Source organism: Variovorax endophyticus, from assembly GCF_025376855.1.
GTDB lineage: Bacteria > Pseudomonadota > Gammaproteobacteria > Burkholderiales > Burkholderiaceae_C > Variovorax.
This window is the reverse complement of the sequence record NZ_JAHUTH010000006.1, coordinates 79,554-104,198: the sequence shown is the minus strand read 5'-3', so window position 1 is coordinate 104,198 and position 24,645 is coordinate 79,554. Positions and strand designations below refer to the sequence as shown.

Genomic DNA, 24,645 nt, shown 5'->3' with positions numbered 1-24,645 from the left:
CGCCTAGCCCTTGGACTGCGCCGCGGCGGCCAGCGCCTTGTCGGCCGCCGCCTTCTGCGCGTCGGTCGGCCGCTTGAGGCCGATGCGCATGGTGAAGTTCGCCACCCGACGCTGGTCGCGCTGGTTCGCGCTCAGGCTCACGGTGGCGGAAGTGATCTCGACCAGCTCCGGCTTCACCAGCCAGGGGCTGTTGTTGCCGAGGTTGCGCAGCAGCTCCGACACGCGCTCGTTCGATTGCGCCATGCCCTGCAGCGTGACGGTCTGGTTGTCCTGCTTCATGTTCGACAGGTAGACGCCGTCGGGCAGTTGCCGCACCAACTCGTTGAGCAAATGCACCGGCAGGTTGCGGTCGCCCTGCAGGTCCTCGACAGCCTGCTGGCGCGCGCGCAGCGCCGCGATCTCGTCCTGCAGGGTCGAGATCTCCTTGATCTCGACCTCGAGCTTCTTGATCTCGCCCTGCAGGAAGCGGTTCTTCGACTGCTGGGCCGAGATCTGGGCCTCGAACCAGAGGTAGCCCAGGCAGGCGATCAGGCCGCCGAGCAGCGCGGCGCCGGCCAGGGTGCCGAAGAAGGCCTCGCGCCGGCGCTTGCGCGCGGCCTCGCGGTGAGGGAGCAGGTTGATCAGAATCACTGCAGAAACCTCCGCATGGCCAGGCCGCAGGAGGTCAGGTAGGAAGGCGCTTCGCGCCGGACCTTCTTCTCGCGGATGTTCGAACCGAGCTCCATGCCGTCGAAGGGATTCACGAGCGAGCAGGCGAAGGAGGTCTGCCGCGTCACCGCATTGCTCAGGCCCGGCAGCGAGGCCGAGCCGCCGGCCAGCATCACGTAGTCGACGCGGTTGTGCGGCGTGCTGGTGAAGAAGAACTGCAGCGCGCGCGCGATTTCCTGGGCAATGCTCTCGACGAAGGGCTTGAGGACGCCCGAGCCATAGTCGTCGGGCAGGTCGCCGCTGCGCTTCTTGGCCTCGGCCTCCTCGGCCGAGAAGCCGTACTGGCGCACGATCATCTGGGTCAGCTGGGCGCCGCCGAAAGCCTGGTCGCGGTCGTACAGCACTTCCTGGTTGCGCAGCACCTGCATGCTGGTGGTGAAGGCACCGACCTCGAACAGGGCGACGATCGCATCCTGGCCCTTGCCCGGCAACTGCTCGATCAGGCGCGCGGTGGCGAGGCGCGAGGCATAGGACTCGACGTCCAGGATCATGGCCTTGAGGCCCGCCGCTTCGGCCAGGCCTTCGCGGTCCTGCACCTTTTCCTTGCGCGAGGCGGCGATCAGCACTTCGACGTCGCCCGCCGAGCTCAGGCTCGGCCCGGTCACGCAGAAATCGAGACTCACTTCATCGAGCGAGAAAGGAATGTATTGATTTGCTTCCGATTCGACCTGAATCTCGAGCTCCTGCTCGCTCATGCCGCCCGGAAGAATGATCTTCTTGGTGATCACCGCCGAGGGCGGCAGCGCCAGCGCCACATTGCGGGTGCGGGTGCCGCTCTTGCGCACCACGCGGCGCACGGCCTCGGCGACTTCGTCGAACTTCTCGACGTTGCCATCGGTGATCCAGCCGCGCTCGAGCGGCTCGATGGCGCAGCGTTCCAGGATCAGCTTGCCGCTGGCTTCACGGCCGAGCTCGACCAGCTTGACGCTGGACGAACTGACATCCAGCCCGAGCAGGGGGGCGTTCTGACGACGAAACAATGTTCCAAGAGCAGCCAAGTTCTGTCCCTCTTCCCCTGCATTTGTAACCAATGGAAAAAATTGAATTCGGTTGCATGCTAGCAGCACGCCCGACGCCATCCAAGGGGCGCATCGGGACGGCAGGTCCGATCGTTGCCAAAACCTGACGTTAAAGCCTCGCTTTGTAACTTTCGGATTAGGACTTGGGACCCTGGCAAACAAGAGGGCCCGCCGAGGGGGTGGCTTTTTATAATGCGCGGTGACTCTCGGGCCCTCCATGCAAGAAAACACACGGCCAACGCCAAACTCCAAGCGCCCAGCCAACACCCCACCCGCCTCCACCCGGCCCGCCTGGCTCAAATGGCTGCTGCGCTTCGTGTTCTGGGGCCTGGGCATCGCCGCGGCCGGCGTGCTGTCGGTGATCTGCGTGGTCGCGGTGGCGCTGGCGGTCGCCTACCCGAACCTGCCCGACATCTCCGAGCTCTCCGACTACCGGCCCAAGCTGCCGCTGCGCGTGTTCTCGGCCGAAGGCATCCAGATCGGCGAATTCGGCGAGGAGCGCCGCAACCTGACGCCGATCTCCGCCATTCCCAAGGTGGTGAAGGACGCCGTGCTGGCGGCCGAGGACGCGCGCTTCTACGACCATGGCGGCGTCGACTACAAGGGCATGATTCGCGCCGGCCTCGCGAACATGAACCGCGTGAAGAGCCAGGGCGCCTCCACCATCACCATGCAGGTGGCGCGCAACGTCTACCTGAGCTCCGAGAAGACGCTCACGCGCAAGATCTACGAGGTGTTGCTGACCTTCAAGCTCGAGCACCTGCTGAGCAAGGACCAGATCTTCGAGATCTACCTGAACCAGATCTACCTCGGCAACCGCGCCTACGGCTTCGCCGCCGCCTCCGAGGCCTACTTCGGCAAGCCGCTGTCCGAGCTCACCATCGCCCAGGCCGCGATGCTGGCCGGCCTGCCCAAGGCACCCGGCGCGAACAACCCGGTGAACAACCCGCAGCGCGCGCGCGGCCGGCAGTTCTACGTGATCGACCGCATGCAGGAAGCAGGCTTCATCACCGCCGAGCAGGCCGCGGCCGCCAAGAAGGAAGAACTGCACCTGCGCGATGCCGCCGACCCGAACCGGCTGCATGCCGAGTACGTGGCCGAGACGGTGCGCCAACTGATGTACGCGCAGTACGGCGACAGCACCTACACGCGCGGCCTCAAGGTCTACACCTCGCTCGTGGCGGCCGACCAGGCCGCCGCCTACAAGGCGCTGCGCAAGGGCATCATGGATTACGAGCGCCGCCAGATCTACCGCGGCCCCGAGAAGTTCGTCGAGCTGCCGAACGACGCCAAGGATCTCGACGAAGCGGTGGACGACGCGCTCAGCGACCATCCCGACAACGGCGACGTGATGGCCGCCGTGGTGCTCAAGGCCACGGCCAAGCAGATCGACGCGGTGCGCGGCAACGGCGACGCGGTGCAGATCACGGGCGAAGGCCTCAAGCCCGCGCAGTCGGGCCTTTCCGACAAGGCACCGCCCAACATCAAGATCCGCCGCGGCGCGGTGATCCGCGTGGTGAAGACGCCCAAGAACACCTGGGAGATCACCCAGCTGCCCGAGGTCGAGGGCGCCTTCGTCGCCATGGACCCGCGCGACGGCGCGATCAAGGCGCTGGTCGGCGGCTTCGACTTCGGCAAGAACAAGTTCAACCACGTCACGCAGGCCTGGCGCCAGCCCGGTTCGAGCTTCAAGCCCTTCATCTATTCGGCCGCGCTCGAGAAGGGCTTCACGCCCGCCACCGTGATCAACGACGGCCCGCTGTTCTTCGATGCCGGCACCACCGGCGGCCAGCCCTGGGAGCCCAAGAACTACGGCGGCGGCTACGACGGCCCGATGTCGATGCGCACCGCGCTGATGAAGTCGAAGAACCTGGTCTCGATCCGCATCCTGCAGTCGATCGGCACGCGCTACGCGCAGGACTGGATCACCAACTTCGGCTTCGAGCGCGAGAAGCACCCGGCCTACCTGCCGATGGCGCTCGGCGCGGGCTCGGTCACGCCGATGCAGATGGCGGTGGGCTACTCGGTGTTCGCCAACGGCGGCTACCGCGTCAATCCCTACCTCGTGACGCGCATCACCGACCACAAGGACAAGCTGCTGGTCGACAAGCAGCCGCCGCTGCTCAACGAGGCGCTGCGCGCCATCCCGCAGCGCAACGCCTTCATCATGGACAGCCTGCTGCAGTCGGTGGCGCGCGCCGGCACCGCGGCCAAGGCCCAGGCGATGCTCAAGCGGCCCGACCTCTACGGCAAGACCGGCACCACCAACGACTCGCTCGATGCCTGGTTCGCGGGCTTCCAGCCGACCATGACCGCGATCTCGTGGATCGGCTACGACACGCCGCGCAACCTCGGCGACCGCGAGACCGGCGGCGGCCTGAGCCTGCCGATCTGGATCAACTTCATGGAAACGGCCATCAAGGGCACGCCGGTCACCGACCTCTCGACGGCGCCGCCTTCCGGCGTGGTGAACGTGGGCGGCGAGTGGTACTACGACGACTATGCGCCGGGCCGCGGCGTGGCCAGCCTGGGTGTCGATACGGCACCGGCGGCGCCGGCCGAATCGCTGAGCGGCGCGCCGGTGAGTCCGCCGGCACCGCCCGAGGAGCGCAGCCGCATCCTCGACCTGTTCCGCAACTGAGTCCGAGCCGCGGGCCTCAGCCCGCGGCGAAGCTCAGCGACTGTCCCGCCTGCAGCGTCGCCTCGCGCGAGAGGTTGCCGAAGAACTCCTCGCCGCTCTTGGTGTCGATCCAGGCCCGGCCGTCGAAGCGGTAGTGGTAGCCGCCCGAGCGCGCCGCGAGCCAGATCTCCTGCAGCGGCTTCTGCAGGTTCACGATCAGCTGGCTGCCGTTGGGAAACGAAATCGTGATCATGCCGCCCACGCGCTGGTTGTCGATGTCGGCGTCCGTGGCGTCGTTGATGCGATCGCAGCCCTGCTCGATCGCTGCCAGCGCGGCTTCGGCGCGGTCCATGTATTCGGAGTCCGTCATTACAATTTCGTTATGTTGAATGTCCACCAAATTCTAGTGAGCGCCCGCGGCCGCACTGCGCTCATGGTCTGCCTCGTCGCCGCCACCCTCGGCCTGGCCGCCTGCGGACAACGCGGTGCCCTCTACCTGCCGACCGATCCGGCCGCCTCGCAGCGCGCCACGCTGCCCGACCTGCTGACGCCCAGCATGCCCGGCGGTACCAGCGATGCCACGCCGTCTTCCGGCGCCAGCCAGGCCGCGCCGAAGCCCGCCACCGCCAGCAGCGGAGCCGCCCGATGAGCACCCTTCCCCTGCCCGGCCATCCCCACATCGCGCAGCGCGACGGCGCGCTCCAGGTCGAAGGCGTGTCGCTCGACGCGCTCGCGCGCGAGCATGGCACGCCCTTGTTCGTCTACTCGAAGCAGTGGATGCTCGACGCCCTGGCCGCCTACCAGCGCGGCTTCGAGGGCCGCGACGCGCTGGTCTGCTACGCGATGAAGGCCAACTCCTCGCTCGGCGTGCTGCGCGTGTTCGCCGAGGCCGGCTGCGGCTTCGACATCGTCTCGGGCGGCGAACTCGCGCGCGTGCTCGCGGTCGGCGCCGATCCGAAGAAGATCATCTTCTCGGGCGTCGGCAAGACCCGCGCCGAGATGCGACAGGCGCTCGCGGCCGGTATCGCCTGCTTCAACGTCGAAAGCGAGGCCGAACTCGACGTGCTCAACGAGGTCGCGCTGGCCGAGAAGGCGCGCGCGCCGATCAGCATCCGCATCAATCCCAACGTCGACCCCAAGACCCATCCCTACATCTCCACCGGCCTCAAGGGCAACAAGTTCGGCATCGCGCACGACCGCGCGGTGCAGGCCTATCGCCATGCGGCCAGCCTGCCCGGCCTCGAGGTGGTCGGCATCGACTGCCACATCGGCTCTCAGATCACCGACGCCTCGCCCTACTTCGACGCCGTCGAGCGCGTGCTCGACCTGGTCGAGGCGATCGAGGCCGCGGGCATTCCCATCCATCACCTGGACTTCGGCGGCGGCCTGGGCATCGACTACAACGGCGACACGCCGCCGCAGGCCGATGCGCTGTGGCAGCAGCTGCTCGCACGGCTCGACGCGCGCGGCTTCGGCCAGCGCAAGCTGGTGATCGAGCCGGGCCGCTCGCTGGTCGGCAATGCGGGCGTGTGCCTGACCGAGGTGCTCTACACCAAGCCCGGCGAGGACAAGAACTTCTGCATCGTCGACGCGGCCATGAACGACCTGCCGCGTCCCGCGATGTACCAGGCCTTCCACCGCATCGTGCCGCTGCGCGAGCGCGCCGGCGCAGGCGCCACCTACGACGTGGTGGGCCCGGTCTGCGAAAGCGGCGACTGGATCGGCCGCGACCGCGAGCTCAACGTGGTGGCCGGCGACCTGCTGGGCGTGCTCTCGGCCGGCGCCTATTGCATGAGCATGGCGAGCAACTACAACACCCGCGCGCGCGCGGCCGAGGTGCTCGTGAGCGGCGCGGCGGCCACGCTGATCCGCCGGCGCGAGACGATGGAAGACCAGCTGCAGGCCGAGCTGCAGGCTGCCAGGGGCTGAGCCGGGCCGCGGCTAGTTCGACGGCCGCGCCCGCGCGCCGGCTTGCGCCGCAGGCACGCCGGCCTTGCGGCCGCGCAGCCAGCGCCAGGCGCGCCAGGCCAGCAGCACGCCGATGATCGCCGCGTAGACGAACACCTCGGCGAAGTTGTTCTTGCCCGCGCGCATCCAGAAGAAGTGCAGCAGGCCCAGCCCCGCGATCAGGTAGACCAGCTTGTGCAGCAGCTGCCAGCGCTTCGCGCCCATGGCCTTGATCGCGCGGTTGAACGAGGTCAGCGCCAGCGGCGTCAGCAGCACGAAGGCCGAGAAGCCGACCAGGATGAACGGCCGCTTCGCGATGTCCTTCGCGATCTCGCCCCAGTCGAGCCCCATGTCGAACCACGCGTAGCACAGCAGGTGCAGCAGCACGTAGAAGTAGGCGTAGAGACCCAGCATGCGGCGCAAGCGCGCGAGGCCGTTCCACTTGGTCGTCACGCGCAGCGGCGTGACCGCCAACACGATGCACAGGAAGCGCAGGGTCCAGTCGCCGGTCGCGCGGATCAGGTACTCCTGGGGATTGGGGCCCAGCTGGTCGACCACCACGCCGTAGGCCAGCCACGCGAACGGCAGCAGGCACAGCACGAAGACGAAGGGCTTGGCGGCGGGATGCAGCAGCAGCTTGTTCATGGCGTCCGGGTCGCGCCCCCGCGGGTTGCGGGGGTGCGCGCCCGCCTCAGTAGTTCTTCTTCAGGTCCATGCCCGCATAGAGCTGGCCGACCTGTGCTTCGTAGCCGTTGAACAGCAGCGTCTTGTTGCGCTTGGCGAACAGGCCGCCGCCGTCGCCGATGCGGCGCTCGGTCGCCTGACTCCAGCGCGGATGGTCGACGTTCGGGTTCACGTTCGAATAGAAGCCGTACTCCTGCGCCGCCGCCTTGTTCCAGGCCGTGCTCGGCTCCTTCTCGACGAAGCGGATCTTCACGATCGACTTGGCCGACTTGAAGCCGTACTTCCACGGCACCACGAGCCGCACCGGCGCGCCGTTCTGGTTCGGCAGCACCTCGCCGTACATGCCGAAGGCCAGCAGCGTGAGCGGGTGCATCGCCTCGTCCATGCGCAGGCCCTCGGTGTAGGGCCAGTCGAGCACGCGCGAGCCGACGAAGGGCATGGTCTTGGGATCGGCCAGGGTCACGAACTCGATGAACCTGGCGTTGCCCTGCGGCTCGACCTTCTTGATGAGTTCGGCCAGCGAATAGCCGACCCACGGGATCACCATCGACCAGCCCTCGACGCAGCGCAGCCGGTAGATGCGCTCTTCCTGCGCGCTGAGCTTGAGCAGGTCCTCGATCGTGTACTTGCCGGGCTTCTTCACCAGCCCCTCGACCTCGACGCTCCAGGGCCGGGTCTTGAGCGTGCCGGCGTTCTTGACCGGGTCGCCCTTGTCGGTGCCGAACTCGTAGAAGTTGTTGTAGCTCGTCGCGTCCTTGTAGTCGGTGAGCTTCTCCATCGTCTGCGCACCGGGCACTGCGGATTTCGCGCCCGGCAGCGCCTCGAGCTTGTTCGGCCGCGCCGTCTGCGCCAGCGCCTCGCGGCCCGCGAAGGAGGCCAGCGCGGCACCGGCCGCGCCGCCCGCCATCAGCTTGAGCAGGTCGCGCCGCCCTTCGTAGAGGGCGCGCGGCGTGATCTCGCTGGAGCGCGGATGGATGAAGCCGCTGTTGCGGCGCGACGGACGGGAATGGAACGACATGACGGGCCTTTCGCTGGAATCTTTGTGTTCGGAAGGTAGTTCGTGGCCACCCCCGATTCGGTTACGCGCACGCGGGGCGCGCGGTTTCAATTCTTCGCGAAAGCCCGTTCGCGCGTGTCTACAGCGTGCCGTAGCTGTGCAGGCCGCTCAGGAACATGTTGACGCCGAGGAAGGCGAAGGTCGTGACCGCCAGCCCCGCGAGCGCCCACCAGGCCGCCACGGTGCCGCGCAGGCCCTTGACCAGGCGCATGTGCAGCCAGGCCGCGTAGTTGAGCCAGACGATCAGCGCCCAGGTCTCCTTCGGGTCCCAGCTCCAGTAGCCGCCCCAGGCATCGGCGGCCCACAGCGCGCCCAGCACGGTGGCGATGGTGAAGAAGGCGAAGCCGACCGCGATCGACTTGTACATGACGTCGTCGAGCACCTCGTTGGCCGGCAGGCGCGCCGCGATGCGCTTGCGCCCCAGCAGGATGCCGGCCGCGATCAGCGCCGAGATCGCCGCATAGGCCACCCAGTAGCTGCCGCCGGCTTCCTGCACGCGCTGGCGGAACGCCACCGGCACGAAGCACAGCGCCATGCCCAGCAGCCAGATCGGCGTGAGCTTGTACCAGCGGGTCTCGCCCGCCTGCTCCTTGACGAGGTAGGCGAAGGCCACCATGGCCGCGAGCGAGAAGGTGCCGTAGCCGATGAAGTTGGCGGGCACGTGCAGCTTCATCCACCAGCTCTGCAGCGCGGGCACCAGCGGCTGGATCTCGTGTGCCTGGCGCACCAGCGTGTACCAGAGCAGGAAACCGACCGCCGCGCTGACCACCAGCATCACGAAGGCGCCGAGGGCGCGCGTGCGGTAGTGCTCCTCGTAGTAGAGGTAGAACGCGGCCGTGAGCCAGCAGAACAGCACGAACACCTCGTAGAGGTTGCTGACCGGGATGTGGCCGATGTCGGGACCGAGCTGGTGGCTTTCGTACCAGCGCACCATGGTGCCGATCAGCGCCATGGTGATGGCGGCCCAGGCCAGCCGCGAACCGATCGCCTCGAGCGCGTCGCCCTGCTTGCCGCCGAAAAAGCCCAGCCAGTAGAACAGCGTGCTCATGAAGAACAGCACGCTCATCCAGAGGATGGCCGACTGGCTCGAGAGGAAGTACTTGAGCCAGAACACGGTGTCGGCCCGCGCCAGGTCGCCCTGGTAGGACGCGATGGCCAGCAGCGAGGCTGCCGCGACCACGATCGCCAGCACCCGCAACGGGCGCCAGAACCAGCCCATGGCGATCACGCACAGCAGCGCGCCCACCAGGATCGGCTTCTCGTAGGAATCCATCGAGCCCGCATGGCGCGCGAAGGCGAACAGGCCGCCCGCGAGCACCAGCGCCGCGAACACCCAGTCGAACAGGTTGCGCCGCGAGAGCCAGCTTTCGTTGAGCGTGAGGGTGGTGGTGTTCATGGTGAGGCGGGCTCTTCTTTCTTCAGGGCGAGCAGCTTGTGCTTGAGGTGCTCGAACTCCCGATCGCTGTCGATGGTCTTGCGATTGACCGAGAACGCCATCGTCGCGGCGGTCTCGGTGGTGTTGTCTCCGGCGGCGCCGGCGGGTGTCAGCCACACCCAGAGCCGACGCTCGCGCACGTACAGCATGGCAAAAATCCCGACGATCAGCAACAGACAGCCCAGATAGACGACGTTCTTGCCGGGGGCGCGCGCCACCTGGAACACGCTGGCCTGCACCTGGGTGAAGTCGGTCATCATCATCGCGACCGGGGCCGGGTAGAAGTGGGCGTCGCTCAGCGCGATCACCGCCTGCGTGAGGAAGGCCTGCGACTTCTCGTCGCCCGGCAGCGCCGCGAGGCCCGCGCCTTCGCGGCTGAGGTTCAGCACCTCGTACAGCACGTCGTTGAGGATGCGCACCAGCACCGCGCCCGCGCGCTCGCGCTCGGCCTCGGGCACGTTGCTCTCCATGAACTCGGCGATCGCCTGCCAGCCGCCCGCGGAAGCGGCATCGGCGCGCGCGGGCTCGCTGCCCGCGAACAGCGCCAGCGCGCGCGTGGCCGACACCCGCAGCTGGTCGGCCATCTCGGGGCGCTTCGGATCGCTGGCCTTGGCGATGTAGCGCTCGATGGCGCGCGCGCGCGTGGCCGGGTCCTCGAGCGCGGCGCGCATGCGCACGAAGCCGTCCATCGAGCCCTGCTCGTCGGCCGGCACGCGCAGGTAGCGGAACGGTTCCTCGGGCTTCTCGCGCATGCCCAGCAGGAACACCGGCTGGCCGTCGCCGGTGTCGACCGGCACCATGTAGTTCTGGTACTCGCGCGCCTGGCCGGCCGCGTCGCGCAGCTTGTAGCCGATGCTCGGGCCGATGTTGCGCAGCACCTTGGGCTTGTTGGTCTTGTTGGCCGCGCCCAGGCGCGACTCGATGTCGTGGCGCAGGTCGACCTTGCGCACGTCGGCGCCGCTGCCCATGGCGCCGCCGTCGGCGAAGTTCTCGACGTTGATCACGCGCAGCGCGGCGAACTCCAGCGTCAGCTTCTCCTTGCCGTTGGTGATCTCGCTGCTCGGTCCGCCGATCACGCCCTCGACCTCGAAGGGCTTGGCCGCGGCCGCCATCGGCACCGCCTTGAGCTTCACCGTCGAGCCGCCGTCGTCGAAGCTCGACTGGTAGATCTCCACGCCCTTGTAGCTGGCCGGGTGGTTGACCTCGATGCGCGCGGGCACCTGCTCTCCGGTCTCGCGGTCGTGCAGCACCACCTCGCTCGCGAACAGCTTGGGCATGCCGGTCGAGTAGTAGTCGACGATGAATTTCTTGAGCTCGATCGAGAACGGCAGCTCCTGCAGCAGCACGCCGTCGGCCTGGTTGAGGATCGCCACGCTGCCCTGACCGCCCTCGGGCACCAGGATGTTGCCGCGGAAGGTCGGGTTGCTGGCCGAGAGCCGGTGCTGCGGCGGCACGTCGGCGATCATGCCGCCGCCGGTGAACACGCTCTTGCCGTTGAACCAGGTCTGCGCGCGCACCACCAGGTCGCCGTCGAGCAGGCCGCCGATGCACACCAGCACGATCGCGCTGTGCGCCGCGATGTAGCCGAGCTTGTGGGCGCCGCCGGCACGCGCGGCGACCATCCAGCCGGCCGGCGTCTTGCCGTCGCCCGTGGCTTCGCGCTGCTGCAGCTTGACCTTCCAGCCGCCGCTCACGAGCAGCTGGCCGATGCGGTTGGCCGCCATGTCGGGCGTTTCGCCGAGCTGCGTCTGCGCGCGCTGGCCGAAGGCCTTGAGGCTCTGGGTGCGGATGTCTTCCTTGAAGGTGCGCAGCTCGACCACGATGCGCGGCGTGTTGCGCACGATGCACAGCGTGGTGCTGATCACCAGGAACAGCAGGATCAGCAGGAACCACCAGGCGCTGTAGATCGAGTCGAGCCGCGCGGCGCGGAACACCTCGGCCCAGAACGGCCCGAACTGGTTGATGTAGTTGTTGATCGGCTCGTGCTGCTTGAGCACGGTGCCGATGATCGAGGCGATGCAGATGATCGTGAGCAGCGCGATCGCGAAGCGCATCGACGACAGCAGTTCCACCGCCGCGCGAAGCGCTTGCGGGCCGCGATGGACGCGAAGGCCGTGAGTGGAAACTGACATCGGTTGCTAGAGAAGAGAGAAGAAAAGGCGTCCGGAAGAAGCGAAACGCAAAAGGGCGGGCCATCCTGCTGGATCGGCCCGCCCTGTTTTGGGGTTGTTCTCGGCGGTTAGTTCACGCTCGCGCGTGCGGGATCAACGCAGACCGGCGATGTAGTCGGCCACGGCCTTGATTTCGCGGTCGTTGAGCTTGGCGGCCACGCCGGTCATCACGGCGTTGTTGGCACGCACCGTGGTGCCGTCGCCGCGGAAGGCCGTGAGCTGGGCCGCCGTGTAGTCGGCGTGCTGGCCGCCCAGGCGCGGGTACTGCGCGGGCATGCCGGCGCCGTTCGGGCTGTGGCAGCCGGCGCAGGCCGGGATCTGGCGGTCGGCGATGCCGCCGCGGTAGATCCGCTCGCCCAGGGCGATCGTGTCCTTGTCCTTCGAGAAGCCGGGCTTGATCTTCTTGGAGCCGACGAACCAGGCGATGTTGCGCATGTCCTCCTCGGACAGCGCCGAGGCCAGCGGCTTCATGATCGCGCTCTTGCGCTTGCCGGACTTGAAGTCCTCGAGCTGCTTGAGGATGTATTCAGGGTGCTGCTGCGCCAGCTTGGGGTTGGCCGGGATCGCCGAGTTGCCGTCCGCGTTGTGGCAGGAGGCGCAGCTCTGACTGTTGGCCGGGGTGGCATTGAAGATGGTGTCGCCCTTGGCCGGGTCGGGCTTGGCCTTGACCGGTGTGGTCGGTGCGGCTGCCGTCTCCTCGGCAAAAGCACCAGTGCTGACTGCGGTACCAGCGATCCCCACGAGGGCCGCAAGCAGAAAATTGGCAAACAACTTCATATCGGGGGCTCGAATTTATTGGCGCAAAACCCCGCGATTCTACAATGGCGCCCCGTTCCGAAAGCCCATTGATGACCACGCCGTCGCGCAAGAGCACCGCATTTCCTTCCCGCGCGGCCCCCGCCCAAGACCCCCAGACCGCCGAACGCGAACGTGCCGCGCTGGGCTGGCTGCACACCGCGCACTTCCTGACCAGTGCCCCGCAGCTCGAGCACCTGCCGCCCTTCGACCTGCCCGAGATCGCCTTCGTCGGCCGCTCCAACGCCGGCAAGTCCACCGCCATCAACACGCTCACGCAGCAGACGCGGCTGGCCTTCGCCTCGAAGACGCCCGGGCGCACGCAGCACATCAACCTGTTCGGCATCGGCCGGCAGAAGGTCGACGACGCGGTGCTCGCCGACCTGCCCGGCTACGGCTACGCGGCCGTGCCGCGCGAGGCCAAGTTGCGCTGGCAGCGCGTGATGGGCAACTACCTGATGACGCGCGAGAACCTGCGCGGCGTGGTGCTGATGTGCGATCCGCGCCACGGCCTGACCGAGCTCGACGAGATCCTGCTCGAGGTGATCCGCCCGCGCGTCGAGCAGGGCCTCAAGTTCCTGGTGCTGCTGACCAAGGCCGACAAGCTCACGCGCTCCGAGGGCGCGAAGGTGCTGTCCATCGTGCGACTGCAGGCCGGCGGCGGCGAGGTCAAACTGTTCTCGGCGCTGAAGAAGCAGGGCGTGGGCGAAGCGGCGGAGCTGCTGTCGCGCTGGGTCCATACGGACGAGCCAGCCGCCGAGCCCGAGCCGCCCGAAGAGTCCTGAGGCAGACCCGGCTGCAGCGGCCGTCCCTTCTGCCTGATTCACTATTGAAACGATAGCAAAGAGGAGACAGACGCATGATCGAGACCTTCCAACGCAGCCTGCCCAACGGCACCACCCTGAGCTGCCGCGCCGCCGGCGAACCCGGCCGCCCGCTGATGGTGTTCCTGCACGGCTTTCCCGAGGCCGCATTCATCTGGGACGAACTGCTCGCCCATTTCGCCGATCCCGCGCATGGCGGCTACCGCTGCGTCGCACCGAACCTGCGCGGCTTCGAGAAGTCGAGTTCGCCCACCGACGTGGCCGAATACAAGGCGCACCTGCTGATCCAGGACATCCAGCAACTGGTGGCCACCGAGAGCAAGGACGGCACCATGGCCGCGCTGGTCGCGCACGACTGGGGCGGCGCCTTCGGCTGGGGCTATGCCAACGCCTTCCCGCAGCAGGTCGGCAAGCTGGTGATCATCAACTCGCCGCACCCCGGCACCTTCACGCGCGAGCTGCGCAACAGCCCGGCGCAGCAGCAGGCCAGCGCCTACATGAACTTCCTCGCGCGGCCCGATGCCGAGGCCCTGCTCGCGGCCGACGACTTCAAGCGCATGTGGCCCTTCTTCCTGCTGATGAAGGCCGGGCCCGACGGCTTCGGCTGGCTCACCGAGGAAGTGAAGCAGCAGTACCGCGAGGTCTGGAGCGCGGGCCTCACCGGTGCCTGCAACCTCTACCGCGTGACGCCGATGAAGCCGCCGCTGCCGGGCCAGACCGTCGACGGCATTCCGGTGCTGCCGCGCGAGCGGCTGGTGGTGAACGTGCCGACCTTCGTGTTCTGGGCGCTCGACGATGCCGCGCTGCTGCCGGGCCTCCTCGAGGGGCTCGACGAGTACGTGCCCGATCTGGTGGTCAAGAAGGTGCCGGGCGCCACCCACTGGATCGTGCACGAGCAGCCGCGGCTCGTGGCGGGCGAGATCGAGGCCTTCCTCAGTAAATAGGAGGGTCGCCCTCGGGGCGGGTCTTGAAGCGCCGGTGCACCCAGTAGTACTGGGCCGGCATCGGATCGATGTAGCCCTGCAGCCGCGTGTTCATCAGCGCGGTGTCGGCCTCGACGTCGTCGGTCGGGAAGTTCCGCCAGGTCTCGAGCACCTCGATCTCGTAGCCGCCGCGCGTGAGCTTCGCGACGATCGGCACCACCTTCGCCTTGCCCAGCCGCGCGAAGCGCGAGAGCGAGGGCACGGTGGCCGCCTGCACGCCGTAGAAGGGCACGAAGATGGTCTGGTCGCGGCCGAAGTCCATGTCGGGCAGCAGGTACAAGAGCCCGCCCTTGCGCAGCCCCGCGAGCACCGGCTTGATGCCGTCGACCCGGTTGAGCGCCGCCACGTCGCCGAAGCGCGTGCGGCCCTCGCGGATCCAGGCATCGACCATCGGATCGCGCTGGGTCGTGTAGATGGTGGCCGAGGGCCGCGCCGTGTGCATCGTGAGCGCGGTGGCCGCGGCGTCGAGGCCGTAGAAGTGCGGCGCGAACAGGATCATGGGCGCGCTGCCCTCGGCGATCTCGCGGATCTCCGACGCCGCGCCCACGATCTTCAGCCGGCTCGCCACCACCTTCTCGGGCGCATGCCAGAGCCAGCTGCGGTCGAGCCACGACTGCGCCACGTAGACGAAACTCTGCTTCGCGATCGCGCGCCGCTCGGCCTCGGACTTCTCGGGGAAGCAGACCGCGAGGTTGGTGTCGACCACGCGCCGGCGCGGCAGCGCGAGCGTGTGCAGCACGCGGCCCAGGAAGGCACCGAAGCCGCGCACCAGCGGCAGCGGCAGCGGCGCGATCGCGCGCATGAAGCCGATGCCCAGACGGGAACCCAGGCTCATCGTGCCGCCCCCCCGACTTCGGCCATCTCGGGCGCATCGGCCTTCGGCTGCTTGTAGCGCGCGTAGTCCCACACGTACTGGCCCGGCAGGCTGCGGATCAGCCGGCCGATGGCCTCGTTCATCGCGGCGGCCGCGTCCTCGAGCGGCGCCTTCGGATCGGTCAGCGCGGTGCCCACGATCGGCTCGAAGCGGATCACGTAGCCCGCGCCGCGCGGCAGCCGCTCGCACACGCTGAGGAAGCAGGCCGCGCCGGTCTGCTGCGCGAGCCGCGGCAGCAGGCTCATGGTGTAGGCGGGCCGGCCGAGGAACGGCGCCCACACGCCCTGCCCCAGCGGCGGCACCTGGTCGGGCAGGATGCCTGTGTAGCCGCCGTTGCGCAGCGTGCGCATCAGGCCGCGCACGCCGGTGATGCTGGTCGGCAGGGTCTGCAGCCCGGGCCGGTCGCGCGAGCCGGCGGCGATCAACTCGGCCATCCACTTCTTGCGCGCAGGACGGAACAGCGCCGTGATGGGCCCGTAGCGCTCGTGGAAACGCTCGCCGATCGCCTGGCCGCACATCTCCCAGCTGCCCAGGTGGGGCGCGACCAGGATCACGCCCTTCTTCGCCTGCAGCGCGGCCTCGAAGGCCTCGACGCCCTCCCAGCGCAGCACGCGCGGCAGCACCGTCTCGCCATGGGGACGCAGCCACAACCAGGGCAGCTCGGAGGCCATCTTGCCGGCCGCGGCGATGGCCGGGCGATAGGCGCCGGGCCCGAAGCCCGCGCTCTGCGCATTGGCCCGGAAGCGCCTTCGGTAGCCGGGCGCGAGGGCCCATACCAGCCATCCGAGCCCCGCGCCGAACCAATGCATCACGGGCATCGGTACGCGGGCGAGCAATCGGAAGAGAGCGATCATGGACAGGTCGGGAATGGGGTCAAGGACGCGCGCGCACGGTTTGGCGCGGCTCGAATAGAATCGAAATTGTCGCCGAGTTACGGAACAACTTGCAGGGCGACAAGCACAGGCGCCGCATGGCGATTGTGCCCGCCGATGGCTCATCGGCAATCTGCTAAAGCGTTCGCCAGGGCTCCGCAGAGTTGGCAACGCGCCAAACCACTTCAAGGAGCTTTGAACAAATGGCGAACGACTTCCTCTTCACTTCCGAATCCGTCTCCGAAGGCCACCCCGACAAGGTTGCCGACCAGATCTCGGACGCCATCCTGGACGCGATCTTCGAGCAGGACCCGCGCAGCCGCGTGGCCGCCGAGACGCTGACCAACACCGGCCTCGTGGTGCTCGCCGGCGAGATCACGACCAACGCGCACGTCGACTACATCCAGGTCGCGCGCGACACCATCAAGCGCATCGGCTACGACAACACCGACTACGGCATCGACTACAAGGGCTGCGCGGTCATGGTCTGCTACGACAAGCAGTCCAACGACATCGCCCAGGGCGTCGACCACGCATCGGACGACCACCTGAACACCGGCGCCGGCGACCAGGGCCTGATGTTCGGCTACGCCTGCGACGAGACGCCCGAGCTGATGCCCGCGCCGATCTACTACGCGCACCGCCTGGTCGAGCGCCAGGCCCAGCTGCGCAAGGACGGCCGCCTGCCCTTCCTGCGTCCCGACGCCAAGAGCCAGGTGACGATGCGCTACGTCGACGGCAAGCCGCACAGCATCGACACCGTGGTGCTCTCGACCCAGCACAGCCCCGACCAGAGCGAGACGCCGACCAAGATGAAGGCCTCGTTCAACGAAGCCATCATCGAGGAGATCATCAAGCCCGTGCTGCCCAAGGAATGGCTGCAGAACACGCGCTACCTGATCAACCCGACCGGCCGCTTCGTCATCGGCGGCCCGCAGGGCGACTGCGGCCTCACGGGCCGCAAGATCATCGTCGACACCTACGGCGGCGCCTGCCCGCACGGCGGCGGCGCGTTCTCGGGCAAGGACCCGTCGAAGGTCGACCGCTCGGCCGCCTATGCCGCGCGCTACGTGGCCAAGAACATCGTGGCCGCCGGCCTGGCGCGCCAGTGCCAGATCCAGGTGGCCTACGCCATCGGCGTGGCCCAGCCGATGAACATCACGGTCTACACCGAAGGCACCGGCGTGATCCCCGACGAGAAGATCGCCGAGCTCGTGCGCGAGCACTTCGACCTGCGTCCGAAGGGCATCATCCAGATGCTCGACCTGCTGCGCCCGATCTACCAGAAGACCGCGGCCTACGGCCACTTCGGCCGCGAGGAGCCCGAGTTCACCTGGGAAGCGACCACGCAGGCCGCGGCCCTGCGCGCTGCCGCCGGCCTCTGAGGCCTACCCCGCGTTTTCCGCCGGCCCCGCTGGCGGAAAACGCACCGTGACCAGCAGCCCGCTCGCCTCGCGCGGGTTGGCCGCCAGGTCCACGTCGGCATCGAAGGCCCGCGCGATCTCGCGCACGATGGCCAGCCCCAGCCCCGTTCCCTCGCTGTCCTGCGCCACCCGGTAGAAGCGCTCGAACACGCGCTCGCGCGCCTCGGCGGGAATGCCCGGGCCGTTGTCCTCCACGCTCAGCACGACCGCGTCCGCGGCCTCACCTACGCCCACGCCCAGCGTCACCCGGCCGCCCTCGTGCGTGTAGCGCAACGCGTTGTCGAGCAGGTTGGTGACCAGCGCATCGAGCAGCGCCGGCTGCGCCCGCACGAACGCCGTGCCGGGCGCTTCCAGTCCCAGGTCGATGCGGCGCCGGTCGGCCAGTGCCGCGAGCTGCTCCACGCAGCGCAGCGCCACCGCCGCCAGGTCGACCCGCTCGAGCCGCGTGTGCGCATCGCCGTGCTCGGCCTGTGCGAGCAGCAGCAGCTTGTTGGTGACGTCGACCAGCCGCCGATTGCTGGTCTGCATCGCGAGCCACATCGCATCCATGTCGGCGCGGCGCGTGTCCCATTCGCCGCGGTGCTGGCGCGTGTAGCGCGCGTACTCGATCTGCGAGGCCTGCATCGCCAGCGGCGTGCGCAGCTGGTGCGCCGCGTCGGCGATGAAGCGCCGCTGTGCCTCCGAGTGCGCGCGCAACTGCGCGACGAAGCGGTTGATGGTGTCGGCCACCGGCCGCAGCTCGGTATGCAGCGCGCCGGGATCCACCACCAGGTCGAGATGCAGGGGATCGCGCTGCGCGAGCTGCTGGCTCAGCCGCACGATGGGCCGCAGCTCCAGCGTCAGCGCGGCCACGGCGAGCGCGATGGCCAGCGCCAGCGCGATCAGCAGGTACTCCATCGACGGCCACCACAGCGTGCGCAGCATGTGGTCGCGGCTGCGCTCGGTCTTGCCCACGGCGATGGTGATGTCGCGCGCGCCGCCGATCTCGTACATCGAGCGCGTGGTGACGACCGCGCGCAGCGGCAGGCCCGCGAATTCCGCGTCGTACCACTGGGCGCGGTCCACGCCCTCGGGCTTGCGCCGGGCCGGCAGCGGGAAGTCGGGCGAACCGGCCAGCACCTCGCCGTTAGCGCCCGTCACGCTAAGGAACACGCGGTCGTGCTCGGGCGAGACGAACAGGCTCAGCGCCGATGGCGGCACGCTGGCCCGCACGTCGTCGTCCTCCCAGATCAGGCGGTCGGACAGCACCTTGGCCGACGACAGCAGGTCGTGGTCCTGCACGTAGTCGGCCACTTCCGCCGCATTGCGCCAGTTGAGCCAGCCGCAGACCGCCACGAACAGCGACAGCGGCAGCAGCAGCCACAGCGCGAGGCGCAGGCGCAGGCTGGAGCGCTTCATTCTTCCTGGCGCGTGCGCAGCAGGTAGCCCACGCCGCGCAGCGTGATGATGGTCGCCTGGCTGGCCTCGAGCTTCTTGCGCAGCCGATGGATGTAGATGTCCACCGCATCCGCGCTGGGCTCGTCGTCGAGGCCGAAGATGGCATCGATCAGCGCCTGCTTCGACACCGTGCTGCCGGCCTTGAGCATCAGCGTCTCGAGCAGCGTGCGCTCGCGCGGCGGCAGCGCCAGTTCCTCGCCGGCCAGCGCGAACTGGCGCGTGCGCAGGTCGTAGCGCAGGTCGCCGCAGGCGATGTCGTTGGCCTTGCCCGGCATCTGCCGGCGCACCAGCACCTTGATGCGCGCCACCAGCTCGCGGATCTCGAAGGGCTTCACCAGGTAGTCGTCAGCGCCGATCTCCAGGCACAGCACCTTCTGGTCGAGCGAGGCGGTGGCCGTGAGGATGATCACCGGCACCGTGTCGCCGCGCTCGCGCAGCCGGCGCAGCACCGCCTTGCCCGGCAGGCCCGGGATGTTGAGGTCGAGCAGCACCACGTCGTAGGCGGCCTGGGCCAGCTGCAGGTCGGCGGCCTCGCCGTTGGCGACGTGGTCGACCACGAAGTCCTGTTCGCGCAGCAGGCTGGCAAGCCAGTGCGCGAGTTGCGGGTTGTCTTCGATCAGCAGCAGCTTCATGCGGTCGGCGGGAGTGGCCGTGGATTCTAGGAAGGGCCACGGGAAAGGCGGCAGCCTAGGGATAACCATGAGGAATCGCGCCCGGCGCTGAAAGCTGGCCGAAGGATCGCGATTCCTAGACTGGCCCGACCGAACAACCCCGACCGGAGACACCCGACCCCATGTCCGCCACCCGCCGCACCCTGCTCGCCGCCGCGCTCTGCGCCGCCTTCGCCACGCCCTTCGCCCAGGCCGCCGACGCGCCCATCACCATCATGGTGGGCGGCATCAACAAGATCATCTACCTGCCCGCCAAGCTCACCGAGGCGCTGGGCTACTTCAAGGACGAGGGGCTGAACGTCGAGCTGCAGTCGCAGCCCGCGGGCGTCGATGCCGAGAACCAGCTGATCGCCGGCGCCGTGCAGGGCGTGGTCGGCTTCTACGACCACACCATCGACCTGCAGAGCAAGGGCAAGGAGATCCAGGCGATCGCCGTCTTCTGCAAGGTGCCCGGCGAGGTCGAGCTGGTCAGCACCAAGGCCGACGCGGCCGGCTTCAAGAGCATGGCCGACGCCAAGGGCGGCAAGACCCTGGGCGTGACCGGCCTGGGCTCGTCGACCGACTTCCTCACGCGCTACCTCGCCGACCGCGCGGGCGTGGCCTCGAAGGACTACTCGCTGCTGCCCGTGGGCGCCGGCAACACCTTCATCGCCGCGATGAAGCAGGACCGCATCCAGGCCGGCATGACGACCGAGCCCACGGTGTCGCAGATGATCAAGAGCGGCGACGCCAAGGTGCTGGTCGACCTGCGCACCGAGGCCGACACGGTGAAGGCGCTCGGCGGCCTCTACCCGGCCGCCAGCCTCTACGTGCAGAACGCCTGGGCCGAGTCGCACAAGGCCGAGGCCGGCAAGCTGGCACGCGCCTTCGCGCGCACCATGCAGTACATCCAGTCGCACAGCGCCGAGGAGATCGCCGAGAAGGTGCCGCGCGACTACTACGGCAACGACAAGGAACTCTACGTGCAGGCGCTCAAGGCCTCGCTGCCGATGTTCACCGCCGACGCGAAGATGCCCGCGGGCGGCCCCGAGACCGTGCTCAAGGTGCTGGCCACCTACAAGCCGCTCGTGAAGAGCAAGAACATCGACCTCTCGAAGACCTACAGCAACGCCTACCTCGCGGCGGCGAAATGACCATGCGCCACGGCTCTCCCTCCTCCGGCGGCGGCAACGTCGCGGCCACCTCCGCGATCGACTTCGACGACGTGTCGCTGCGCTTCATCTCGCAGGACGGCAACGCCACGGTCGCGCTGCGCAACTTCAGCATGTCGGTGGCGCGCGGCGAGTTCGTCGCCATCGTCGGGCCCACGGGCTGCGGCAAGTCGACCACGCTCAACATGATCACCGGGCTGCTCAAGCCCACCGTCGGCAATGTGCGCGTGATGGGCCAGCCGGTGACCGGCGTCGATCCGCGCATCGGCTTCGTGTTCCAGGCCGACGCGGTGTTCCCGTGGCGCAGCGTGGAGGACAACGTGGCGGCCGGCCCGATCTTCCGCGGCAAGCCGAAGAAGGAAGCGATGGAACTGGCGCAGCAGTGGATCCACCGCGTGGGCCTGGCCAAGTTCGGCAAGCACTACCCGCACCAGCTCTCGGGCGGCATGCGCAAGCGCGTGGCGCTGGCCCAGACCTTCATCAACGACCCCGAGATCCTGCTGATGGACGAGCCCTTCTCCGCGCTCGACATGCAGACCCGCACGCTGATGCAGGACGAGCTGCTGCAGCTGTGGTCGAACAACGGCGGCAGCGTGGTCTTCGTGACCCACGACCTCGAGGAGGCGATCGCGCTGGCCGACCGCGTGTTCGTGCTCTCGGCGCGGCCCGCCACGCTCAAGCGCGTCTATGAGATCGACCTGCCGCGACCGCGCGTGATGGCGCAGGTGCGCTACGACGCGCAGTTCATCGAACTGTCCAAGCACATCTGGAACGACCTGCGCGAAGAGGTCGTCATCCAATGAACAACGCTGTCACACCCTCCCACGCCGCCATGAGCACTTCCACCACCACGCCTGCCGCCGCGCAGCTTCCCTCGGCCCTCAGCGACGCCGCGCTCGCGCGCGAATCCGAGATCGCGCAGGCGGCCATCCGCGGCCGGCGCCGCATGATCATCGCGCTGCGGCTGGTCGTGCTGGTGGTCGCGCTCGGCGGCTGGGAGATCGCGGCGCGCCTCAAGTGGATCGATCCGTTCTTCTATTCGATGCCCACCATGATCTACGACCAGCTCGTGGAATGGATGCGCGACGGCACGGCCCAGGGGTCGCTGTGGATGCAGGTCGCGGTGACGCTCGAGGAGACGGTGATCGGCTTCCTGATCGGTTCCATCGCCGGCGTGATCTGCGGCATCGTGCTCGGGCGCAACAAGCTGCTGTCGGACGTGTTCAGCCTCTACATCCAGATCGCCAACTCGATCCCGCGCGTGGTGCTCGGCTCGATCTTCGTGATCGCGCTCGGCCTGGGCATGGCCTCGAAGGTGGCGCTCGCGGTGGTGATGGTGTTCTTCGTGGTCTTCGGCAATGCCTTCCAGGGCGTGCGCGAAGCCGACAAGTACATGATCGCGAACGCGCAGATCCTCGGCGCCTCGCCGCGCCAGCTCACGATGGCGGTGGTGATCCCCTCGGCGATGTCGTGGATCCTCGCGAGCCTGCACGTGAGCTTCGGCTTCGCGCTGGTCGGCGCGGTGGTCGGCGAGTTCCTCGGCGCCAAGGAAGGCATCGGCCTGCTGATCTCGACCGCGCAGGGCGCCTTCAATGCCAGCGGCGTGTTCGCGGCGATGATCGTGCTCGCGGTGGTCGCGCTGGCGGCCGACTTTCTCTTGAGCTCGCTCGAGAAGCGGCTGCTGAAGTGGCGGCCCGCGGCCTTCTGAGGCGCTTGGCCATCCATCGCGACGGCGGGCAGTGCCCGCCGTTCTTCATGGTGGCTCGAAGATTCAGAAGCGGTACGAACCGCTCATGCCCACCGTCCAGTTGCGCCCCGGCGCGGGCTCGAAATAGCGCGCATTGCCTTCGTTGACGATGACCGAGCCGGCATAGCGGCGGTCGAACAGGTTGTCCACGCGCGCGAAGGCGTTGAACTCCCAGCGTTCCCACTTCTTGAGATAGCCGGCATAGGCCGCCGCGACCGCGTAGCCCGGCGCGCTCGCGCTGTTGAGGTCGTTGGCCTGGATGCGGCCCAGCGCGCGCATCTCCACGCCCGCGCGCCAGCCTTCGGGCGGCACCCAACCCAACGAGGCGAACAACGACTGCCGCGCGATGCCCGGAATGCGGTTGCCCGCGGCCACCGTGTTGGCGGCCGCGCACGGCGAGGGCGAGCAGAAGGCATCGCGGTAGGTGGCGTCGAGCCAGGTGTAGGCGAGCTGGGTGCGCCAGTGGTTCTCGGTCTCGTGCTGCCAGGCCAGCTCGAAGCCGTTGCGCCGCGTGCGGCCCGCGTTCTGGAAGGTGGCGCGGCCGCCGATGTTGGTGTCGGTCACGATCTCGTCGCGCGTGCGGGTGCGAAACAGCGCCGCGGTCAAGAGCCCGCCGCCGAGCCGCGCCTTGGCGCCGAGCTCGAGGCTGTCGTTGACCGAGGGCCGCAGCGCGAAGTTGAGCCCGCTCGCGCCGCCCGCGCGGTACGACAGCTCGTTGAGCGTCGGGGTCTCGAAGCCGCGGCCGATGGAGCCGTAGAGCGCGATGTCGCGCGTGGCCTGGAAGCGCAGCGAGGCCACGGGCAGGGTCTTGGCATAGCGCGCGCTGCCGCTGTCGTCGCGGTTGCTGCCGACGATGTAGCGGTCGCCCGAATCGAAGTGCACGCTGCTGCGCCGCAGGCCGGCCTCGAGCGTCCAGCGCTCGGCGAAGCGCCAGGTGGCCTGCGCATAGGGATCGAGGTTCCAGACCTCGTTGCGCTCGTAGCGGCGCAGCCGACCCTGCACGCCGAGGATCTGGGCCGCGCCGCTGCCGAGGTAGTTCTCGTAGCCGCGGCGCCATTCGCGCAGGCTGTCGTAGCCCAGGCCCGCCACCAGCTCGAACGGACGATCCGCCAGGGTGAAGGCACCGGTCCAGCGCAGGTCGAGTCCGCCGTACTGGCGCGTGAGGTCGATCACGCCGCCCGCATGCAGCGGGTTCTGCTGCGCCGAGGGCGGGATCGACTGGTACTGCGTGGTCTTGCGCTCGCCGCCGTAGACCATCAGGCGCAGCTGCTGCGTCTGGCTCAGGCGGCGCTCGTAGAGCAGGCCGGCCTGGGTCTGCTCGACGGTCTTGCGGGTGTCGTACTGCACGGCCAGCGGCGCGAGGCGCGGGGCCAGCGCGTACTGGTCGGCCGTGAGGCCCAGCGGGTCCTGCGCATCGATGCGCACGCTGTTGACGACCAGCGTGAGCCGGTCGCCGTTGTCGAGCGCGATGCCGAGCTTGCCGTTGGCGATGTCGCGCCGCGCGGCGCTGTGCTCGCGCCAGCCGTCGGTCTGGAAGCGGCTGGCGCCCAGCAGGTAGTCGACGGCGCCCTGCGAGCCGCTGGCCTGCAGCGACTGGCGCCAGGTGCCGTTGCTGCCGCCCGCCGCCGAGTAGGCCAGCTTCGGCCGGCCCTCGCCCGAGGCGGTGAAGGCCTGCAGCACGCCGCCCGAGGAATTGCCGTAGAGCGCCGAGAACGGACCGCGCAGGATCTCGACGCGGTCGAGCGAGCCGATGTCGATGTTCGAGGTCTGGCCCTGGCCGTCGGGCAGGGTGGCGGGAATGCCGTCGACATAGAGCCGCACGCCGCGCACGCCGAAGGTCGAGCGCGCGCCAAAGCCGCGGATCGAGAGCTGCAGGTCCTGCGCGTAGTTGAGCCGGTTCTGCACCTGCAGCCCGGGCACGCCGCCCAGGCTCTCGGACAGGTTCACGCCGAGGCGGCCATCGCGCATGGACTCGCCGTCGACGCGATCGACCGAGCCCGGCACGTTGAAAGGCGCGACCTCGCCGCGCGGCGTGGAGACGGTGATCTCGCGCAGCGAGGCACCCGCGAACGGCGACGGCGCCTCGGTCACGGACTGCGCACGCGAAGCCGCAGAGAGATCGAGCAGGAGACAGGCGACGGCAGCGGCGGCAACGGGTTTCATGCCGCCGATTCTGCGGTGTCGCGCCGCGGCCGGACCTCGGGGTTTCTCACCGTGGCGCGCGCC

At 68.6% G+C, this 24,645-nt stretch carries 22 protein-coding genes; 9 read left to right on the top strand and 13 right to left on the bottom strand.

The window, feature by feature from the left end:
- Positions 1–3: 3 nt before the first annotated feature.
- Both KV106_RS09835 and KV106_RS09830 read right to left on the bottom strand, forming a co-directional pair.
- Positions 4–630, bottom strand: coding sequence for a PilN domain-containing protein (locus KV106_RS09835; protein ID WP_261209794.1), 627 nt, complete (start codon positions 628–630; stop codon positions 4–6).
- On the bottom strand, positions 627–1,706 hold the full coding sequence (locus tag KV106_RS09830) for a pilus assembly protein PilM (RefSeq protein ID WP_057596021.1): 1,080 nt from the start codon (positions 1,704–1,706) through the stop codon (positions 627–629). The genes KV106_RS09835 and KV106_RS09830 overlap by 4 nt, the downstream gene beginning before the upstream one ends.
- A 238-nt stretch (positions 1,707–1,944) precedes the next feature.
- Between KV106_RS09830 and KV106_RS09825 the strand changes: the two genes are divergently transcribed.
- Positions 1,945–4,368, top strand: coding sequence for a penicillin-binding protein 1A (locus KV106_RS09825; protein ID WP_261209789.1), 2,424 nt, complete (start codon positions 1,945–1,947; stop codon positions 4,366–4,368).
- Between the two features lie 16 nt (positions 4,369–4,384).
- On the opposite strand, the gene cyaY is transcribed toward KV106_RS09825, so the two are convergent.
- Positions 4,385–4,717, bottom strand: coding sequence for an iron donor protein CyaY (cyaY, locus tag KV106_RS09820; protein WP_261209787.1), 333 nt, complete (start codon positions 4,715–4,717; stop codon positions 4,385–4,387).
- A gap of 63 nt (positions 4,718–4,780) precedes the next feature.
- Here cyaY and lptM point away from each other — a divergent pair, with 63 nt between their 5' ends.
- Positions 4,781–4,996 carry an LPS translocon maturation chaperone LptM gene (gene lptM / locus KV106_RS09815; protein ID WP_261209785.1) on the top strand — a complete coding sequence of 72 codons (216 nt, stop codon included), beginning with the start codon at positions 4,781–4,783 and terminating at the stop codon, positions 4,994–4,996.
- Positions 4,993–6,276, top strand: coding sequence for a diaminopimelate decarboxylase (lysA, locus tag KV106_RS09810; protein ID WP_261209783.1), 1,284 nt, complete (start codon positions 4,993–4,995; stop codon positions 6,274–6,276). The genes lptM and lysA overlap by 4 nt, the downstream gene beginning before the upstream one ends.
- Positions 6,277–6,288: 12 nt before the next feature.
- Here lysA and KV106_RS09805 read toward each other — a convergent pair whose 3' ends face one another.
- The 5 genes from KV106_RS09805 to KV106_RS09785 form a co-directional block, all read right to left on the bottom strand.
- Positions 6,289–6,939, bottom strand: a complete 651-nt coding sequence (locus KV106_RS09805; protein WP_261209782.1) for a protein-methionine-sulfoxide reductase heme-binding subunit MsrQ — start codon at positions 6,937–6,939, stop codon at positions 6,289–6,291.
- A 46-nt stretch (positions 6,940–6,985) separates the two neighbouring features.
- A complete protein-coding gene (msrP, locus tag KV106_RS09800) occupies positions 6,986–7,996 on the bottom strand; it encodes a protein-methionine-sulfoxide reductase catalytic subunit MsrP (protein WP_261209780.1) in 1,011 nt (336 codons plus the stop codon).
- 118 nt (positions 7,997–8,114) lie between these two features.
- A complete protein-coding gene (ccsB, locus tag KV106_RS09795) occupies positions 8,115–9,431 on the bottom strand; it encodes a c-type cytochrome biogenesis protein CcsB (protein WP_261209778.1) in 1,317 nt (438 codons plus the stop codon).
- Positions 9,428–11,602 (bottom strand): cytochrome c biogenesis protein ResB, encoded by a 2,175-nt coding sequence (locus KV106_RS09790; RefSeq protein WP_261209776.1) that lies wholly within the window; start codon positions 11,600–11,602, stop codon positions 9,428–9,430. The genes ccsB and KV106_RS09790 overlap by 4 nt, the downstream gene beginning before the upstream one ends.
- 132 nt (positions 11,603–11,734) lie before the next feature.
- Positions 11,735–12,418, bottom strand: coding sequence for a c-type cytochrome (locus KV106_RS09785; RefSeq protein ID WP_261209774.1), 684 nt, complete (start codon positions 12,416–12,418; stop codon positions 11,735–11,737).
- Positions 12,419–12,489: 71 nt separating this feature from the next.
- Between KV106_RS09785 and yihA the strand changes: the two genes are divergently transcribed.
- Together yihA and KV106_RS09775 are read left to right on the top strand one after the other, a co-directional pair.
- A complete protein-coding gene (yihA, locus tag KV106_RS09780; protein WP_261209772.1) occupies positions 12,490–13,221 on the top strand; it encodes a ribosome biogenesis GTP-binding protein YihA/YsxC in 732 nt (243 codons plus the stop codon).
- Positions 13,222–13,295: 74 nt separating this feature from the next.
- Complete coding sequence (locus KV106_RS09775; protein ID WP_261209770.1) at positions 13,296–14,204, top strand: alpha/beta fold hydrolase; 909 nt, start codon at positions 13,296–13,298, stop codon at positions 14,202–14,204.
- Here the strand turns inward: KV106_RS09775 and KV106_RS09770 are convergent.
- Positions 14,194–15,078, bottom strand: coding sequence for an LpxL/LpxP family acyltransferase (locus KV106_RS09770; protein WP_261209769.1), 885 nt, complete (start codon positions 15,076–15,078; stop codon positions 14,194–14,196). The genes KV106_RS09775 and KV106_RS09770 overlap by 11 nt on opposite strands.
- Complete coding sequence (locus tag KV106_RS09765) at positions 15,075–15,971, bottom strand: lysophospholipid acyltransferase family protein (protein ID WP_261209767.1); 897 nt, start codon at positions 15,969–15,971, stop codon at positions 15,075–15,077. The genes KV106_RS09770 and KV106_RS09765 overlap by 4 nt, the downstream gene beginning before the upstream one ends.
- Positions 15,972–16,192: 221 nt before the next feature.
- Here KV106_RS09765 and metK point away from each other — a divergent pair, with 221 nt between their 5' ends.
- Complete coding sequence (gene metK / locus KV106_RS09760; protein WP_093352062.1) at positions 16,193–17,374, top strand: methionine adenosyltransferase; 1,182 nt, start codon at positions 16,193–16,195, stop codon at positions 17,372–17,374.
- 3 nt (positions 17,375–17,377) lie between these two features.
- On the opposite strand, the gene KV106_RS09755 is transcribed toward metK, so the two are convergent.
- Both KV106_RS09755 and KV106_RS09750 read right to left on the bottom strand, forming a co-directional pair.
- Positions 17,378–18,811 carry a sensor histidine kinase gene (locus tag KV106_RS09755; RefSeq protein ID WP_261209763.1) on the bottom strand — a complete coding sequence of 478 codons (1,434 nt, stop codon included), beginning with the start codon at positions 18,809–18,811 and terminating at the stop codon, positions 17,378–17,380.
- A complete protein-coding gene (locus KV106_RS09750; protein WP_261209761.1) occupies positions 18,808–19,482 on the bottom strand; it encodes a response regulator transcription factor in 675 nt (224 codons plus the stop codon). Before KV106_RS09750 ends, KV106_RS09755 begins: the two co-directional genes overlap by 4 nt.
- A gap of 161 nt (positions 19,483–19,643) precedes the next feature.
- On the opposite strand from KV106_RS09750, the gene KV106_RS09745 reads away from it, so the two are divergent.
- From KV106_RS09745 to KV106_RS09735, 3 genes are read left to right on the top strand one after another with little or no spacing between them, the layout of a single operon-like run.
- Entirely contained in the window at positions 19,644–20,654 is a 1,011-nt protein-coding gene (locus tag KV106_RS09745; RefSeq protein ID WP_261209759.1) for an ABC transporter substrate-binding protein, read from the top strand.
- A gap of 2 nt (positions 20,655–20,656) precedes the next feature.
- Entirely contained in the window at positions 20,657–21,475 is an 819-nt protein-coding gene (locus tag KV106_RS09740) for an ABC transporter ATP-binding protein (RefSeq protein WP_261209757.1), read from the top strand.
- A 29-nt stretch (positions 21,476–21,504) separates the two neighbouring features.
- Positions 21,505–22,380 (top strand): ABC transporter permease, encoded by an 876-nt coding sequence (locus KV106_RS09735; RefSeq protein ID WP_209544717.1) that lies wholly within the window; start codon positions 21,505–21,507, stop codon positions 22,378–22,380.
- Between the two features lie 63 nt (positions 22,381–22,443).
- On the opposite strand, the gene KV106_RS09730 is transcribed toward KV106_RS09735, so the two are convergent.
- Complete coding sequence (locus KV106_RS09730; protein WP_261209752.1) at positions 22,444–24,582, bottom strand: TonB-dependent receptor; 2,139 nt, start codon at positions 24,580–24,582, stop codon at positions 22,444–22,446.
- Positions 24,583–24,645 lie beyond the last annotated feature (63 nt).